This is a genomic window from Streptomyces sp. NPDC021212 (genome assembly GCF_044332925.1).
GTDB lineage: Bacteria > Actinomycetota > Actinomycetes > Streptomycetales > Streptomycetaceae > Streptomyces.
Map to the genome: position 1 here is coordinate 741666 of NZ_JBIRPZ010000002.1, position 14574 is coordinate 756239.

The 14574-nt window shown below is 69.5% G+C and carries 17 protein-coding genes; 12 read left to right on the forward strand and 5 right to left on the reverse strand.

Annotation, left to right across the window (positions count from 1 at the left end; translation table 11 throughout):
- Positions 1-37 precede the first annotated feature (37 nt).
- The 3 genes from ACH4SI_RS07505 (at position 38) to ACH4SI_RS07515 (ending at position 1246) form a co-directional block, all read left to right on the forward strand.
- Complete coding sequence (locus ACH4SI_RS07505) at positions 38-529, forward strand: cupin domain-containing protein (protein WP_398293623.1); 492 nt, start codon at positions 38-40, stop codon at positions 527-529.
- A 97-nt stretch (positions 530-626) separates the two neighbouring features.
- Complete coding sequence (locus ACH4SI_RS07510; RefSeq protein ID WP_398293625.1) at positions 627-902, forward strand: hypothetical protein; 276 nt, start codon at positions 627-629, stop codon at positions 900-902.
- Complete coding sequence (locus ACH4SI_RS07515) at positions 899-1246, forward strand: hypothetical protein (protein ID WP_398293627.1); 348 nt, start codon at positions 899-901, stop codon at positions 1244-1246. The genes ACH4SI_RS07510 and ACH4SI_RS07515 overlap by 4 nt, the downstream gene beginning before the upstream one ends.
- A 67-nt stretch (positions 1247-1313) precedes the next feature.
- Here the strand turns inward: ACH4SI_RS07515 and ACH4SI_RS07520 are convergent, their stop codons facing one another.
- Positions 1314-1727: an ATP-binding protein gene (locus ACH4SI_RS07520; RefSeq protein ID WP_398293629.1), complete on the reverse strand. Its 414-nt coding sequence runs from the start codon at positions 1725-1727 to the stop codon at positions 1314-1316.
- A gap of 120 nt (positions 1728-1847) precedes the next feature.
- On the opposite strand from ACH4SI_RS07520, the gene ACH4SI_RS07525 reads away from it, so the two are divergent.
- Together ACH4SI_RS07525 and ACH4SI_RS07530 are read left to right on the forward strand one after the other, a co-directional pair.
- The gene (locus ACH4SI_RS07525; RefSeq protein WP_398293631.1) at positions 1848-2672 is read left to right on the forward strand and encodes a helix-turn-helix domain-containing protein; all 825 of its coding nucleotides are present in this window, start codon (positions 1848-1850) and stop codon (positions 2670-2672) included.
- On the forward strand, positions 2669-2911 hold the full coding sequence (locus ACH4SI_RS07530; protein WP_398293633.1) for a DUF397 domain-containing protein: 243 nt from the start codon (positions 2669-2671) through the stop codon (positions 2909-2911). Before ACH4SI_RS07525 ends, ACH4SI_RS07530 begins: the two co-directional genes overlap by 4 nt.
- Here ACH4SI_RS07530 and ACH4SI_RS07535 read toward each other — a convergent pair.
- Positions 2895-4103 carry a cytochrome P450 gene (locus ACH4SI_RS07535; RefSeq protein ID WP_398293635.1) on the reverse strand — a complete coding sequence of 403 codons (1209 nt, stop codon included), beginning with the start codon at positions 4101-4103 and terminating at the stop codon, positions 2895-2897. The genes ACH4SI_RS07530 and ACH4SI_RS07535 overlap by 17 nt on opposite strands.
- Before the next feature lie 86 nt (positions 4104-4189).
- The gene (locus ACH4SI_RS07540) at positions 4190-4654 is read right to left on the reverse strand and encodes a hypothetical protein (protein WP_398293637.1); all 465 of its coding nucleotides are present in this window, start codon (positions 4652-4654) and stop codon (positions 4190-4192) included.
- A 96-nt stretch (positions 4655-4750) separates the two neighbouring features.
- Here ACH4SI_RS07540 and ACH4SI_RS07545 point away from each other — a divergent pair, with 96 nt between their 5' ends.
- The 3 genes from ACH4SI_RS07545 to ACH4SI_RS07555 all read left to right on the forward strand — a co-directional run bounded on the left by ACH4SI_RS07545 (position 4751) and on the right by ACH4SI_RS07555 (position 6543).
- The gene (locus ACH4SI_RS07545; protein WP_398293639.1) at positions 4751-5107 is read left to right on the forward strand and encodes a PadR family transcriptional regulator; all 357 of its coding nucleotides are present in this window, start codon (positions 4751-4753) and stop codon (positions 5105-5107) included.
- Positions 5104-6105, forward strand: a complete 1002-nt coding sequence (locus ACH4SI_RS07550; protein ID WP_398293641.1) for a hypothetical protein — start codon at positions 5104-5106, stop codon at positions 6103-6105. Before ACH4SI_RS07545 ends, ACH4SI_RS07550 begins: the two co-directional genes overlap by 4 nt.
- An 87-nt stretch (positions 6106-6192) precedes the next feature.
- Entirely contained in the window at positions 6193-6543 is a 351-nt protein-coding gene (locus tag ACH4SI_RS07555; protein ID WP_398293643.1) for a VOC family protein, read from the forward strand.
- A gap of 301 nt (positions 6544-6844) precedes the next feature.
- Here ACH4SI_RS07555 and ACH4SI_RS07560 read toward each other — a convergent pair whose 3' ends face one another.
- Positions 6845-7756 (reverse strand): MerR family transcriptional regulator, encoded by a 912-nt coding sequence (locus tag ACH4SI_RS07560; RefSeq protein ID WP_398293645.1) that lies wholly within the window; start codon positions 7754-7756, stop codon positions 6845-6847.
- A 336-nt stretch (positions 7757-8092) separates the two neighbouring features.
- Between ACH4SI_RS07560 and ACH4SI_RS07565 the strand changes: the two genes are divergently transcribed.
- Entirely contained in the window at positions 8093-8896 is an 804-nt protein-coding gene (locus ACH4SI_RS07565; RefSeq protein WP_398293647.1) for an SDR family oxidoreductase, read from the forward strand.
- 127 nt (positions 8897-9023) lie between these two features.
- Positions 9024-9887, forward strand: a complete 864-nt coding sequence (locus ACH4SI_RS07570) for a helix-turn-helix transcriptional regulator (RefSeq protein WP_398293649.1) — start codon at positions 9024-9026, stop codon at positions 9885-9887.
- Between the two features lie 125 nt (positions 9888-10012).
- Here ACH4SI_RS07570 and ACH4SI_RS07575 read toward each other — a convergent pair whose 3' ends face one another.
- Positions 10013-10921, reverse strand: a complete 909-nt coding sequence (locus tag ACH4SI_RS07575; protein ID WP_398293651.1) for a LysR family transcriptional regulator — start codon at positions 10919-10921, stop codon at positions 10013-10015.
- Between the two features lie 125 nt (positions 10922-11046).
- On the opposite strand from ACH4SI_RS07575, the gene ACH4SI_RS07580 reads away from it, so the two are divergent.
- Entirely contained in the window at positions 11047-11850 is an 804-nt protein-coding gene (locus ACH4SI_RS07580; RefSeq protein WP_398293654.1) for an SDR family NAD(P)-dependent oxidoreductase, read from the forward strand.
- A 245-nt stretch (positions 11851-12095) separates the two neighbouring features.
- Entirely contained in the window at positions 12096-14537 is a 2442-nt protein-coding gene (locus ACH4SI_RS07585; RefSeq protein ID WP_398293656.1) for a SpoIIE family protein phosphatase, read from the forward strand.
- Positions 14538-14574 lie beyond the last annotated feature (37 nt).

The window sequence follows — 14574 nt, forward strand, 5'->3', positions numbered from 1 at the left end:
CGGACCATGGGTCAATCCGCGCCGTAGAGTCCAGATCATGACTGAGAGAACTCCAGCGCTGCTGACCCGCGGAGCGGACGCCGAGACCTGCGCCGACCCCAGCAGCGTGATGACCCTGCTGGGCGAATCGGCGGGCCCGGGCGGCGGTTTCACGAGCTACCGGTCCACCTTCGCCAAGGGGGCCGTGGGGGCTCCCGCCCACTTCCACACCAAGGCGACGGAGCTGTTCTTCGTGATCAGCGGCTCGCTACGGGTCCTGGTGGGCGAGGAGATCACCGTCCTGAACGAGGGCGACTTCCTGGCGGTGCCTCCCCACACCCCGCACGCCTTCGCCGCCGCGCCCGACGCCGAGGCGGACGCGCTGTTCGTCTTCACCCCGGGCATGGGCCGGTTCGACTACCTGCGCCTGCTCGGCCGAGTGATGCGCGGGGAGGCGGACCCGAAGGAGATCGCCGAGTCCGCGGAGCGCTTCGACAACCACTACGTCGACAGCCCGGTATGGCGCGCCGCCCTGGAGGGCACGGCGTGATCCACCTGCCCTTGCCCGCCCCTCCCCAGCCGTGGACCATGGTCCGACGATCATGATCGGGCCGCGGTAGCGCGGCACACACAACGGGGATGAACGAATGAAGCGCAGGTGGAGCACCGCCATGGCGGTCATGGTGATGGCCACAGGGGTTGCGGGCTGTTCCGGGGGAGACGGCGAGAAGGACGCCGACCGGGCGTGCGACAAGGGCAGCTACGAATGGTTCAACGTCTCCCAGCAGTCGGTCCTGACCGACGTGGGCCGGACCCGCCACTACGACAAGGGGGAGAAGGCCAGCTCCAGGCGTGTCCGGGAGTCGCCCGCTACACCCGGTCCGTCCGTACGACGGGGGGCAGGCTCCCGCAGCGGCGGGTGATCCACTCCCTCGCCCGGCATCTCAAGCTGCGCGCCGACGAGTTGGCCGGCGACGTCAACGCGGTGCCGGCCAGGACCACCGCCTATGACCGCTCGGGCTACGCCGTGAAGGAGGCCGAGGCGTCGGGCCGCTACGTCCCCGCCCGCGCGGTCACCCTGGTCCAGGCCGATTTCCGGTACCGCTGCGCGGGCCGGGGCAAGGCCGCATCGGGCCACGTGGTGACCTGGCGGATGACCGAGGTGGGCGTCGTCGCCTGCGGGCGCAAGCCGGAGACGAAGCCGAGCGACGGTATGCGCGAGGCCGCGCGGCTGGGATGCCGACCGGGAGATCCCGCCGCGGCCTGAGGCCGCCCAGCGGCGTGCGGGAACGGGGTCGCGGCGCCCGTTCCCGCGGCGTCCCCAGCCAGCGAGCCTAGAGGCGGACGCGGGCCCAAACGGTCTTTCCGACGAGGCGCTCCCGCACCCCCCACGCCTCGGCGAACGCCTCCACGATCGCCAGCCCGCGCCCGCGCTCGGCATCCGGCGCCGCGTCGCCGACCACCGGCAGCCCATCGCCGGGGTCGGACACCTCGATGCCGACCAACTTCTCTGCGTCGTATGCGATACGCACCTCGTAGTACCTCCCGGGTACGCGGCCATGCCGTACCGCGTTCGTCGCCAGCTCCGAGAGCACGAGCAGCGCGACCAGGGCGGAGCCAGGAGCCACGCCCCAGCCGCGCAGCTCGGCCTCGGCCGCGTGCCGCGCGCGGTGGACGGACGGGGGTACAGGCGTAAACCTCTGCTTCCAGCCATGGCGAGGATTTACGTCGTGACTTTGCGCGTTCATGCCCCCACTGTCGGTGCAGGTGGCTAGCGTCACCAGTAACAGAACGTCGACTGCGGCGGCCGACAACTCCGGTCGAACGGACGTTGATTGGCGTTGAGCCGCGTTGAGGAGGTGGCCTGGATGATGCCACAGGCCAAGAAGAAGCCGTCTGCACCGCCGACCGTGCAGTACTTCGCTGCTGTGCTGCGGATTCTGCGCGAGCACGCGGGGCTGACGCAGGAGGAATTGGGCAAGCTGATGAACTACACAGGCTCGGCGGTGAGTGCGGTGGAGACGTGTGCGAAGCCGCCTACGGACGAGTTCATCGATGCGGCCGAGAAGGCACTGGACGCGGGCGGGATACTGAGGGCGGCCATCGGATTCCTGCGCTTGGAGCGGTACCCGGAGTTCTTCCAGGGTTTCGTGCAGCTAGAGCAGGAGGCACTCAGCGTGTCGTCATACTGCACGCAGGTGATCGACGGCCTCTTGCAGACGGAGGAGTACGCCCGCGCCCTGCTCCAGAGCAACTACCCGCCGTTCGAGCAAGATGAGTTGGAGCAGCTTGTCACGGCCCGCATGGACCGCAAGGCACTGTTCGATCGCAAGCCGATGGCCCTGGTCCACGCCGTAATCGAGGAATCGGCACTGCGGCGGCTGATCGGCGGCACAGGTGTCATGCACAACCAGTACGAACACCTCGTCACCTGCGCGACTCGCTCCAACGTGACTCTCCAGGTCATGCCATCGACTCGCGCCACGCACGCGGGACTGCGTGGCCCGATGAAACTGATCGAGACGCCCGACGAGACCTCCGTGGCTTACCTGGAGAACCATGGCGAGAGCATTCTGGTCTCCAAGCCAGACAAGGTGGGCACACTTGTACGGCGCTATGCGATGATCCGCACGCAGGCCCTCGGGCCGGAGGAATCCGTGAACGTCATCGAGCGGTTGATGGGTGAGCTATGAGCAGACTCGTGTGGTTCAAGAGCAGCTACAGCGACTCCGGCGGCGGCGACTGCGTCGAGATCGCCCTCGACTGGCACAAGTCGAGCTACAGCGATTCCAGTGGCGGTCAGTGCGTCGAGGTGGCCCGCACCTCCGCCACCGTCCACGTCCGGGACTCCAAGATCCCGGACGGGCCGAACCTCCAGATACCCGCCGACGCCTGGTCGGCCTTCCTGACCACCCTCACCCCTCCCAGGTAACCGGCAACCTCCGCACACCGCGCGTGGATACGCCCACCTTCCACTCCACGTCCCGCTCGGCGTCGGCGAACCGCAGGCCCGGCAACCGCTCAAGCAACGTCCGCAGGGCGATCTGTAGCTCCATCCGGGCCAGCGGAGCGCCCAGGCAGTGGTGCGGGCCATGGCCGAAGCCGAGGTGGGTGGCCTCGCGGCGGCACAGGTCGAGTTGGCCGGAGTCGGTGTAGACAGACTCGTCACGGTTGGCCGAGTTGATGGCGACGACCACCGGCTCCCCTGCCCGTACGGTCACCCCGCCCATCTCGACGTCTTCGCGCGCGTAGCGCGGTTGCATGCTGCCGGAGCCGAGCGGGGTGAAGCGCAGCAGCTCCTCGACCGCCTGCGGTACGAGGGCAAGGTCCGCGCGCAGGGCGGCGAGGTGGTCGGGCTGGGTGAGCAGGACGTAGAGGAAGTTCGCGAGCTGCGTGGCGGTGGTCTCGTGACCGGCGATGAGGATCGCCTCGGACAGCGAGAGCAGTTCGTCCTCGGACAGCCGGTCGTCGTTCTCGCGCGCGGCGACGAGGGAGCTGAGCAGGTCCTCCTGCGGTGCGGTGCGCCGTTGTTCGGCGAGGTCGGCCATGTAGTCCCGCAGCAGGGTCCGGTAGCCCTTGATCTCCTCCAGCGTGTACTTCGTCGTGGAGAGGAACGCCTCGGACCACAGCCGGAAGTCGGCCCGGTCCTCGAACGGCACGCCCAGCAGCTCGCAGATGACCGTGATCGGCAGGGGCAGGGCGAAGTCCTCGACCAGGTCGGCCGGTGCGCCGTCGGCCCGTATCGCGTCGACCAGTTCGTCGGCTATCCGCTGGACGCGTGGGCGCAACCGGTCGATCTGGCGCACGGTGAACGCCTTCGTCACGAGCCGTCGCAACCGGCTGTGCTCCGGCGGATCGAACGTGCTGATGGTGCCGGGGCCGGGCGCGTAAGGCCGTACGCGCGGCGCATCGCGCCCGACGGCCGCCGCCCGGCTGAACCGGGGATCGCCGAGGACGAGCCGGGCGTCCTCGTAGCGGGTTGCCAGCCACGCCGGTTCGCCGTACGGGAGTTGGACCCGGGTCAACGGCTCCTCGCGGCGCAACTGGGCGTACAGCGGTGCCAGGTTCAGCTTCTCGGCCGCGAAGGGGTAGGTCAGGGGCTCGGCGGGCTGGGCGGACGTCATGCATCCTCCTCGGCGGCAGTGTGGGGGAAGGCCGACCGCCTCGGTTCGCATTGTCCACGCCGAAGATCAGGGAGATTATTAGAGATTCATCGCCTGATGCGGGCGCGGCCGCTCTCCAGCTCGTCCCGGGCCACCTCCATGAACGCCTCGCGACGCTCACGCTTGACCGGCGACCGCCCCCGCTCGCTCTCGTTGCGCATCAACGCGTGCAGCACCACGGTGTAGTCGTGCGCGGCCTGTGCGGCCTGCGCGGAACACACCAGCTCGACCGCCTTCTTCGCCAGCCACAAATCGTGCAGCTTCACGTCCTCCGGGTCGTCGAGCGTCGGCATGTCGAGTTTTCGGCGGTCAAGGATCAGCTCGACCCGCTGGACCGCCTTTAAGTACCCCGATATGGCCTCCTTGCGCTCCGCCCGCGCCACATCCGCGCGGTGTCGATGGTCCCGCTGCACCTCGACGCGGTTCGCCAGGTGCTGCCCGATGAGGGTCCCCGCCGTCCCGAGTAGAACGCCGATCAGGGCGAGGACCGTGCCGTCCGTAACTCCGTCCACGGCACCTAGCTTTGATCATGCACCCGACGATCCGCCAGACCCGCTACTCTGAAACGAAACTAGTCACAGATCGCGAGTAGTCGGCCGGGAGGGCAGATGGCGCGCACGGACTCATCGGATCCATCGGCCCTATGGCTGCGCGGGACCTTGCAGTTGAGCGTGGCCGCCGTCCTGGCCGAGGGCGATCGGCACGGGTACGCACTGGTGCAACGGCTCGCGGAACACGGCCTGGGGACGGTGCGCGGCGGAGCCCTGTACCCCGTACTCGGCCGGATGGAAACCGACGGCCTGGTCGCATCGCGCTGGGAGCCCGGCGAGGGCGGGCCGGGGCGCAAGGTCTACCGGCTCACCGAGGCCGGCCGCGCCGGGCTGCGGGACGAGATCGCGCACTGGCAGGAATTTTCCGCCGCGATGGACCGGCTCATGAGCCACACCCAGCAGGAGTTGCGATGAGCGAAACGGCAGACACGGCAGACACGTGGGAGTTACGGACCCGGATCGCTCTCGCCGAGCGATCCGTAGCAGAGGACGTGTGCGACAGCGTGTTGGCGGAAGTGGCCGCGCACTGCGCGGAGAGCGGAGAACATCCGGAGGACGCCTTCGGCAGTCCGGACGACTTCGCCGAGGTCGTGGCCGGCGAGCGGCTTCCCGCCGGCGTACGGGCACGACGTGACCCCGACGCTCGGACGACCGCCGACTACGCCATCGACGTGACCACGCAGTGGGGCTTGATGACCTTCGCGGTCGGGGCATACGAGCTTGTGGTCAACGGCCTCATGGTCGATCTCACCGCCGCCGCCCTCCTCGGCTGCGCCGCCATCGCCGTCGGCGTAGCGGCCCTGCACGGCGCGAAGCTCGCCCTGCACGCCGGGTCCCGTATCCGCGCGGCCGGTTGCGGGCTGGCGACCGCCGTCGCCATCATCCTCGCCGCTGTCGCGTTGATGGCGGGGCCCGGCACCGTGATCGCACACGTGCCGACCCCCGCCATCTGCGTGCTGGGCGTCCTGCTCCCCGCGTGGGCGCTGTTCTACGACCCGCCACCCGCCCCCGCCCCGGAGCGGCTGCCGTCCGAAGCGTGGCTGCGGAAGCTGCCGCAGCTCCTGGTAGGGCGCCACGCCCTCCCCCGGGCACGCGCGGCCGAACTCACCCGGGAAGCGAGCCGCCACCTCGCGGAAACCGGGTGCGAGCCCGAGGAGGAATTCGGGCCCGTGGCGGCCTACGCGCGTCAGCTCGCCGCGGCGGAGGCACCCCGCCAGCACTGGTGGCGGCGGTACGACGTGCGGTCCGCGGCCGGCACCGTGTTCTTCGGCGCGTACCTCGTGGACAACCTGCACAGCCACGGACCGGTGTGGCTGTCGGTGGTGGCCGCGGCGGGCGCGTGTGTCAGTGCGGCGGAGCTCATCGACCACCTGCGCCGGAACGTCAAGCGCGATCGACGGACCGCAACCTGACGACAACCCGCATGGGTCACACGTAGGGTTCGCAGCACGCCGATCAAGGCACCTGGCTTTGCTCACGCCTGTCAGCAGGAGTCGCCCATGTCCATCCGCCGGGTCATGCCCGACATCCGTTCAGAGACCATGGAGGAGAGCCGGGACTTCTACGGCCTCCTGGGCTTCGAGGAGGTCATGAACCTTGGCTGGGTCATGACGCTCGCCTCCCCCTCCAACCCGACGGCGCAGGTGACCTTCATGAGTCACGACGAGACCGCGCCCGTCGTGCCCGACATGAGCGTCGAGGTGGACGATGTGGATGCGGCATATGCGGCGATGCGAGAGAGCGGCGCCGAGATCGTGCACCCGTTGCAGGACGAGACGTGGGGAGTGCGCCGGTTCTTCGTCCGTGACCCCAACGGCCGGGTGGTCAACGTATTGAGCCACCGCGGCTGACCGGGGCCCGTGCCCCGGCCGTTGAGGTTGCATGGCCGCTCACGCAGCATCGCGGTGACGCTCGGCGTACGCGCCGTGCATCAGTAGACCCAGGCATTCGGTCCGCAGCCTCGCCTTCGGCGGCCGACGCCCGGCGCGGGCCGACAGCAGGCGCTCGGCGATGCGCCGCCTGCGCGGGGGCCCATCCAGTTGCCGACCGTACGCCGTTTGTACCGGCAGGACCGCTCCAGGCCGGGGCGGGGAGGCGACAGCACCCGCAGGCGTTCGACACCATGGTCCGACTCGGCCGCTGGACCGTGTTTCAGGTAGTGGGTGAGTCTTGGGCGGATAGTTCTTCGGCCAGTTCCATACAGCGCAGGCGGGCTGGGGAGAAGTCGTAGGGCATCTTGCCGGTGGCTTCGAACGCGCTCATGGAGTCAGCCTCCCGCCTGCCAGAGCTGAGGCCGGCCTCGTCCTCGCCGTCATCGGCGGTGGCAGGGTGCAGAGTGTCCCAGTCGTCGAAGAGGGCATCGTCGTCCTTATCCAGGCCGGACTCCTCGATGACGGCCTGCAGGGCGCATTCGAAGGCGTGCCGCTGGACGGCCACTTGAGCCACCCGTGGATCATCGACGGCGACGCTGTCATCGAGTGCCTCCTCGGCGTCATCGATGCGGTCGGAATCCTCCCGCAGAGTGGGATGCGTGGCCAGGACGACGAAGCGGGTCGCCTGGACGGCCGCGCCGAGCGGGCCGAAGATCCGCTCAGTGACCAGCAGACTGTCCAGGTCCGCCTGACGCAGGGAGCTCTCGGGCAGGCCCTTGAGGCGTTCGGTGACGACGTCGGAGAGCAGGCCCATCCGGCTGCCTTCGGTGCGCATCCGCTGCACGGCGGTCCGTTGCCGCCGCAATTCCGCCTCCTGCTCGGCGAGGGTTTCCTCCAACCGCTCCAGGATGCCCGCGATACCTTCTCCGCTGTCCGCACCGGCGGAAGCCGTGCCGGTGGTAAAGGCGTCACGGATGTCGTCCAGGGCGATCCCGGCGTCGGCCATCTTGCGAATCCACAGCAAGCGGATCATGTCCTCGTACCCGTAGCGGCGGCGGTCATCGCCGCCCCGCTCAGGCTCGGGGAGCAGGCCGATCTCGTGGTAATGGCGAATCGCCCGTGGCGTGCTGCCGGTGAAGGCCGCCGCGTCACCGATCTTGACCTGGCGGGGTGGCATGAAAGACGAACGCATGAGCGGGGACCTTTCCTCAAGGCATCGGGACGTAAGTCCACCGGACCACATGCCGCTACGGAAGGTGCAATCCCATACACACCGCTGCGCGCCAATCCCAGCCACTGATGAATCGCCGCGACCTGAACCGTCGCCTCGAACTGACTGTGCAGGAGGGGATTGTTGCAGCGTGAGCCGGCGCACCAGGCAAGGGGGGCTCTCGCAGTACCTGTATCACCAGGGTCTCCCAGATGTCCAGGACGCCTGTCAACCTGTTGGAGCCGGCTCCCAGCTGCACGGAGGAGAAGTAATGGATCCGTGTCAGCACAAATTCCACGGCAGAAGGGACGAAGACCAATGGCGGACAACCAGTTCACCACTCACGCAGACCTATTCGATCTGAGTGGAAAGTACGCACTTGTCACTGGCGGCACCAGGGGCATTGGGATGATGATAGCGCGCGGCCTTCTGCAGGCGGGCGCCCGCGTCATCATCAGCTCACGCAAGGCAGACGCGTGCGCGGAGGCACAGCATCTGCTGTCCGAATTCGGCGACGTTCAAGCATTCCCCGCCGACCTGTCCAGCTACGACGAGTGTCAGCGCCTCGCTGATCTTGTCAAGGGCGACTCGGAACGCCTGGACATCCTCGTCAACAACGCGGGAGCGATGTGGCGCGAGCCGCTGGAGACGTTCCCGGACGAGGCCTGGGACGCAGTGCTCGACCTCAACCTCAAGTCGCCGTTCTGGCTGGTGCAGGCGCTGCTCCCCGCACTTCGCAGGGCGGGCACCGCCGATGATCCCGCGCGGATCATCAACATCGGCAGTATCGCCGCCATCCACGTCGCCGAGTCGCCCAACTACTCGTACGCCAGCAGCAAAGCGGCACTCCATCAACTCACCAGAGTGCTTGCCAGGGAACTGGGCCCCCAGCACGTCACGGTGAACGCGGTGGCCCCAGGACCGTTCCCGTCGCAGATGATGGCGTCCACGCTCGATGCCATCGGCGACACGATCGCGGCGAAGGCCCCTCTGCGTCGGCTCGGCCGTGACGACGACATGGCAGGTATCGCCGTGTTCCTCGCCAGCCGGGCCGGAGCTTACGTCACGGGCACCATCATCCCGAGCGACGGCGGCATCGCCACGACCGCATCAGGTACCTAGGCGTCCGCGCAAGGCTTTGCCAGTGGCCGACGAGCCCCCCTGAACACCTCCAAGTCGGGTCTCAACGCGGTCGTCGGGGTACCAGCAGTACCTCCCTTCGCCTGCGGACAGGGCCTAGGGTGAAGGGGTGGCCACGATCGATCTGCGCACTGAGATCAAAGAGTTCCTGAGCTCGCGTCGCGCGCGGATCGCGCCCGAGCGGGCCGGACTGCCCGCCTACGGCGGCAACCGCCGGGTCAAAGGTCTGCGTCGCGAAGAGGTAGCTCTACTGGCAGGGGTATCGGTCGACTACTACGTGCGTATGGAGCGCGGCAGCCTCACCGGCACCTCCGACGGGGTGCTCGACGCGTTGGCCTCTGCCTTGCAACTTGACGAGGCCGAGCGCGATCACCTGTTCCACCTTGCGCGGCAGTCCAGGGCGCCCGGCGGTCCACGCCGCCGGCGACCCGCCGTGACGGTGCGTCCGGCGCTTCAGCAGGTGCTCGACGCCATCACCGATGCGCCGGCTTGGATGTGCAACGGCCGTTATGACGTCCTGGCCATGAATCAACTTGCCCGCGCGCTGTATTCACCGGTGCTGGCCGACACGCGACGGCCGGCGAACACCGCGCGGTTCGTGTATTTGGATCCCGAAGCGGCAAAAACGTTCTTCGTCGACTATGAGCGAATCGCCTGCGATGTGGCCGCGAAGCTACGCATGGAAGTCGGCCGCAATCCGCACGACGAGGAGCTGATCGCCCTAGTCGGTGAATTGTCAACACGCAGTGAACTATTTCGGCAGCGGTGGGCATCTCAGGACGTTCGGCTCCACCGGTCCGGACGCAAGCGTGTGCACCATCCGGTAGTGGGCCAACTCGACCTGGACGTCGAGTCGATGGAGATGCCTGCCGAACCTGGCCTGCTCCTGAACGTCTACACCGCGTCCGCCGGCACGGCGACCGCGGACGGTCTAGCCCTCTTGGCGTCATGGGCGGCCAATACTCCAGTCTGACTTCGCGATCTTGTGGCCGTACCCGGCCGGGAACGGGTACGGCCACCGCGTGATCACGACGAACCACCAGCGAACCCACCGGGTAGATCACGAAACCGCGCTGGAGACCAAGCCGGGCCCCGGCGCTACGGTGCCGCACGAAGCTGTGCGGCCTCGTGACGGAGCGCCGCCATGGTGGCCGTCACCTCCGGAGACCGGTCGCGGGCCGTGACGGCGACAGCGGCTCGGCCAAACCAAGCAGGGTCGTCGACGCGGACCGTACGGACGCCGGTGGGGACCGCGGCGGCGGCCAGTTCGGGGAGTACGGCAATGCCGAGAGCGGTGGCGACCAGGCCGAAGCGAGTGGGCCATTCACGGGCGGCGTAGGCAATCCGCGGGTGGTCGAGGGTGGGCCAGGCGCCGAACTGGGGGTCGCCGCGGAGGCCCTTGCCGACGATCCAGGGCTCGTCCCTCAGCTCGGCCACCGGGATGGTTCCGCGTCCGGCGAACCGGTGGTTCGCGGGGACGGCGAGCAGGAGGCCGCCGTCCAGGAGCAGGTCGTGGCGGAGTCCCTCCAACTGGTAAGCAGGGAGGTCCGGACCCACGCCGATCACTGCGACGTCGATGCGGTGAGCGCGGAGTTGGCGAAGTTGCGTGGGCGAGGAGGCCTCGCCGAACTCCACGATCAGGCCCGGATGGTCGTTCCGGAGACGGGCCAGTGCCCTGGGGACCAGCACGGCGGCGGCCGAGGAGAACGCCGCGATGGCGACTCGTCCCGCGAGATGGTCCTCCAGCCCGGCGAGGTCTGTGCTGACGGCATCGATCTCGCTGAGGACCGTCGCTGCCCGGCGGGCGAGCATCACGCCCGCCGGGGAGGGAGCCACCCCGCGAGCACCCCGGACGAACAGCGGTGCGCCCGCGGCGGCTTCCATCGCCGCCACCTGACGGGACACCGCTGACTGCGTGTATCCGAGGGCGTCGGCCGCGGCGGTGAACGATCCGGTGTCGGCCACGGCCTGAACAACACGCAGGCCGGTGAGGGTGAAGTCGGCCATGCCGCCATCCTGACACATTCTGAAAGCGCATGTCTTTCATGCGAGACCTTCGCTGGTGGAATACCTCGACCAGCAGCACGATGGAAGCGGCAACAGCAAGCACCATCCGTAAGGAGCCAGCAACCATGGCGAAAACCTGGTTCATCACCGGCAGCTCGAGGGGGTTCGGCCGCGAGTGGGCGGAAGCCGCACTGGAACGCGGCGATCACGTCGCGGCGACGGCCCGGGACGTCGGCCGGCTCACCCCTCTGGTCGAGCGGTACGGGGGAGCGGTGCTGCCGATTCAGCTCGACGTCACCGACCGCGGCGCGGTGCATGCGGCGGCGCGGCTCGCCCACTCGCATTTCGGTTCGCTGGACATCGCGGTCAACAATGCCGGGTACGGGCATTTCGGCATGGTCGAGGAGTTGGACGAGGACGAACTCCGGGCTCAGATGGAGACCAATTTCTTCGGCGCGGTGTGGGTCACGCAGGCCGTGCTGCCCCTCATGCGGGCCCAGCGGTCGGGAAGGATCCTTCAGGTGACCAGCGAGGGCGGCGTACGTGCCTTCCCCGGCATCGGCGCGTACCACGCCTCCAAATGGGCCCTCGAAGGATTGTCGGAGTCCTTGGCGCAAGAAGTGGCGGCCTTCGGCATCCACATCACCAACGTCGAGCCCGGCCCCTACGCCACCGACTGGCTGGACCGCGGGTCACGGCACAGTGAGCAGCACCCGGACTACGCCGAAGTGCGCACGGCCACCGCACCGGATTTCGAGGTCGGCGACCCGCGCGCGACCCGCGACGCCATCCTTCGGATCGTCGACGCGGACAAGCCTCCGCTGAGGATCTTCCTCGGCAAGTCCTTCACCGACGTCGCCGCTCTCTACGAGGAGCGTCTGAGCACTTGGCGCCAGTGGCAGCCGGTCGCCCTGGCCGCGTTCGGTTAGGCGCCGGCCCCGCCGGGCCCCTGCGAACAGGGCGTACAGCGTGCGCTCGGCCCAGCCCTGCTCCTCGATCGCTTCCTCCAGGGCGGACCACACCGTCCGGGTGGTCTCCGTCTCTTCGTCCGCTAGGCCGGGCACCCGGTTCCGCGTCCGGGGCCGTGTATGCGGGGGTCGAGCCGCCGAGAGGGTCGCGCTCGTTTGAACGGCCCTGGCCGGGGGTGCATGCTCGGTAACGAGGAGATGGGCGCATGAACGCCGAGGCCCCGCGGACCGCCGTGATCACGGTCGATGAGTTCGGCATCGTCACGGGCTGGAATCGCGGTGCCGAACGGGCGCTGGGGCATGCCGCCGGGGATGCCGTGGGGCGGCGGGTCGGGGAGCTGGTGGTGCTTGAGGGCGGGGCGCCGTTCTGGGATGGGCCGCCGGAGCGGGACGACTGGCTGGGGTGGCTGTCGGTGCGGTGCGCCGATGGGCGGGTGCTGCGGGTGCGGGGCGCCGGGCACCGGCTGATGGACCGGGACACGCGGGGACAGTGGGTGCTGGTGGCGCCGATCGAGGGCGGTATCGAGGGCGGTGGCGCCGCGGGGGCCCGGCCGCTGCCGCGGGAGGTGGACCGGGCGGTCGCGGACTGGCTGTTCTCCCGCTCCCCGGTGGCCGTGACCATGTACGACACGGACCTCAGGTGCATCCGGCAGAACGCCGCCATGACGCGGCTGACCGGGATCACGGAGGCCGAACGCAAGGGGAAGCGGCTACCGGAGGTGCTGTCGGGGCCGGACGCGGAGCCGTGGGAGCGGCGGCTGCGGCAGGTGGTGGAGACGGGCGAGGCCGCGTTCAGCGGGGAGATGCGGGGGCGGCTGCCCTCGAACCCGGACCAGGATCGCGTCCTCCTGGCCACGGCCTCCGCCCTGCGCGGCGCGGACGGGCAGACGCTCGGGCTCTGCACGACGGTCGCCGACGTGACCCAGCAGGTGCGGTCCCGGGAGCGGCTGACGCTGCTGAACGAGGCGAGCACCCGGATCGGCAGCACTCTGGACGTGATGCGCACCGCGCGGGAACTCGCCGACGCGGTGGTGCCGCGGCTCGCCGACTGGGTCACCGTCGATCTGCTGGAGACGCTGCTCGAGGGCGATGAGCCGGGCCCGTTCACCGGGGTGGTGGCGCTGCGCCGGGCGGCGAACCAGTCGATCATCGAGGGTGCGCCCGAGGCGGTGCGGCAGCCGGGCGAGGTGGACTTCTACCCGCCGTACACGCCCGCGGTGCGCTGCATGGCCACGGGCCGGTCGACCCGGCATCGGGTCGCGGACCGGGACATGCGGGACTGGCTGGCCCGCGATCCCGCGCGGGCGGAGAAGTTCCGGGAGTACGGATTCCAGTCGATCATGGGGGTGCCGGTCCGGGCGCGCGGGATGACGCTGGGCATCGCCATGTTCTACCGGCGGACCAAGGACCCGTTCACGGAGGACGATCAGCTGCTGGCCGAGGAGCTGGTGGCGCGGGCCGCCATCTGCCTGGACAACGCGCGCCGCTTCGACCGCGAGCGCACCGCCGCGCTCAGTCTCCAGCAGAGCCTGCTGCCGCAGGGGACTCCCGCGCAGGCGGCGGTCGAGACCGCGTCCCGCTATCTGCCCGCGGGGGGCCGGTCAGGGCTGGCGGGCGACTGGTTCGATGTGATTCCGCTGTCCGGGGCGAGGGTCGCCCTGGTGGTGGGCGATGTCGTCGGCCATGGGATCGGCGCGGCGGCCACCATGGGGCGGCTGCGCACGGCGGTCCGCACCCTGGCGGATGTCGATCTGCCGCCGGACGAGCTGCTGACGCACCTGGACGATGTGGTGATCCGGCTCGCGGCGGAGGCCGAGAGCAGTGACGCCCGCGGTGGCCCCGACGACGCCCCCGGTGATCCCGCGATTCTCGGCGCCACCTGTACGTACGCGGTCTACGACCCGGTCTCCCGGATCTGTTCGCTGGCCCGGGCCGGCCATCCGCCGCCCGCCGTGGTCACCCCGGACGGCGGGGCGCGGCTGCTCGATCTGCCCGCCGGTCCCCCGCTGGGCCTCGGCGATCTGCCGTTCGAGGCGGTGGAGGTGGAGCTTCCGCCGGGCAGTCTGCTCGCGCTCTACACCGACGGGCTGCTGGGCCTGCGCGATCGGGAACGCGAACTGGACGGCGCGCTGGCGGAGTTGTGCCGGACGCTCGCCGACCGCGCGCCCTCCCTCGACGCGCTGTGCGACCACGTGCTCGGCGATCTGCTGCCGGTCCACCCGGCCGACGACGCCGCGCTGCTCATCGCCCGCACCCAGGCCCTGGGCACGGACCGGTACGCCGTACGGGATCTGTCGGCCGACCCGGTCACCGTGGCGACGGCCCGTTCGTGGGCGTGCCGACAGCTCGACGCCTGGGGTCTCGCGGACGCGTCGTACGTCACCGAGCTGGTGGTGAGCGAGCTGGTCACCAACGCCATCCGGCACGCGGAGGGCCCCATTCAGCTGCGGCTGATCCGCGACCGGACACTGATCTGCGAGGTGTCCGACGCCAGCAGCACCGCGCCCCATATGCGCCGGGCGCGCCTCTCCGACGAGGGCGGCCGGGGGCTGCTGCTGGTCGCCCAGCTCACCCAGCGCTGGGGCACCCGGCACACCCACACGGGCAAGACGATCTGGTGTGAGCAACCGGTCGGGTCACCTGCGTGAGGGTCACATGGGTGAACGGAAGCTGGGAAAACGAAGA

Bases quoted from the DNA above. Each gene is read 5' to 3' on its own strand.
- ACH4SI_RS07505 (WP_398293623.1), top strand. From the start codon at position 38: ATGACTGAGAGAACTCCAGCGCTGCTGACCCGCGGAGCGGACGCCGAG.
- ACH4SI_RS07510 (WP_398293625.1), top strand. From the start codon at position 627: ATGAAGCGCAGGTGGAGCACCGCCATGGCGGTCATGGTGATGGCCACA.
- ACH4SI_RS07520 (WP_398293629.1), bottom strand. From the start codon at position 1,727: ATGAACGCGCAAAGTCACGACGTAAATCCTCGCCATGGCTGGAAGCAG.
- ACH4SI_RS07525 (WP_398293631.1), top strand. From the start codon at position 1,848: ATGATGCCACAGGCCAAGAAGAAGCCGTCTGCACCGCCGACCGTGCAG.
- ACH4SI_RS07530 (WP_398293633.1), top strand. From the start codon at position 2,669: ATGAGCAGACTCGTGTGGTTCAAGAGCAGCTACAGCGACTCCGGCGGC.
- ACH4SI_RS07535 (WP_398293635.1), bottom strand. From the start codon at position 4,103: ATGACGTCCGCCCAGCCCGCCGAGCCCCTGACCTACCCCTTCGCGGCC.
- ACH4SI_RS07545 (WP_398293639.1), top strand. From the start codon at position 4,751: ATGGCGCGCACGGACTCATCGGATCCATCGGCCCTATGGCTGCGCGGG.
- ACH4SI_RS07550 (WP_398293641.1), top strand. From the start codon at position 5,104: ATGAGCGAAACGGCAGACACGGCAGACACGTGGGAGTTACGGACCCGG.
- ACH4SI_RS07555 (WP_398293643.1), top strand. From the start codon at position 6,193: ATGTCCATCCGCCGGGTCATGCCCGACATCCGTTCAGAGACCATGGAG.
- ACH4SI_RS07560 (WP_398293645.1), bottom strand. From the start codon at position 7,756: ATGCGTTCGTCTTTCATGCCACCCCGCCAGGTCAAGATCGGTGACGCG.
- ACH4SI_RS07565 (WP_398293647.1), top strand. From the start codon at position 8,093: ATGGCGGACAACCAGTTCACCACTCACGCAGACCTATTCGATCTGAGT.
- ACH4SI_RS07575 (WP_398293651.1), bottom strand. From the start codon at position 10,921: ATGGCCGACTTCACCCTCACCGGCCTGCGTGTTGTTCAGGCCGTGGCC.
- ACH4SI_RS07580 (WP_398293654.1), top strand. From the start codon at position 11,047: ATGGCGAAAACCTGGTTCATCACCGGCAGCTCGAGGGGGTTCGGCCGC.
- ACH4SI_RS07585 (WP_398293656.1), top strand. From the start codon at position 12,096: ATGAACGCCGAGGCCCCGCGGACCGCCGTGATCACGGTCGATGAGTTC.